This window comes from Corallococcus sp. AB030 (assembly GCF_003668965.1).
Classification (GTDB): Bacteria; Myxococcota; Myxococcia; order Myxococcales; family Myxococcaceae; genus Corallococcus; species Corallococcus exiguus.
The window spans coordinates 1-432 of the sequence record NZ_RAWQ01000505.1; the positions used below are offsets into that span (position 1 = coordinate 1).

2 protein-coding genes are annotated in these 432 nt (G+C 54.6%); both read left to right on the forward strand.

All coding sequences use genetic code 11. From position 1 onward, the window contains the following. Window positions 1-244, forward strand: a 244-nt coding sequence (locus D7Y15_RS43820) for a hypothetical protein (protein WP_199746083.1), incomplete at its 5' end; no start/stop codon positions are given. Further along, window positions 223-432 (forward strand): hypothetical protein (locus tag D7Y15_RS46290; RefSeq protein ID WP_233605341.1); only part of this gene is annotated, 210 nt, incomplete at its 3' end. The genes D7Y15_RS43820 and D7Y15_RS46290, both read left to right, overlap by 22 nt.

Genomic DNA, 432 nt, shown 5'->3' on the forward strand with positions numbered 1-432 from the left:
CAAAATTTCTACACCAAGAAAACCGAAGATCGTCCCTGCGGATGCGGATGTAAAGGCGGCGCTCGATCAAATCGCCGACCATCCCGAGATCACGCTCTCTCGCCGCGAAATCCTGCGCTTCATCCTTGTCGAGCCCACCAAGCGTTCCGAGGAAATTCAGGCAATCCTGAAGCTTGAGGAAATCGGGCAGACGCGCGCCGCGCTCATCCGAACGCCATATCGGTGCTCTTCCGGGTTTTGCTAGAGCTCGCCATCGACAGTTGCGTCACCCAGGCAAAACTCGCGACCGTTCATGCGAACGACAAGCTTTCAAACAAGCTGGTGAAGGTCGCGCAACACCTGCACGACAACGGAAAGATCGACCAAAAATACTTGGGCATGTGCAAGAAAGCGCAGAACTTGGACGCCCTCATATCGATGGACACTTTGAAC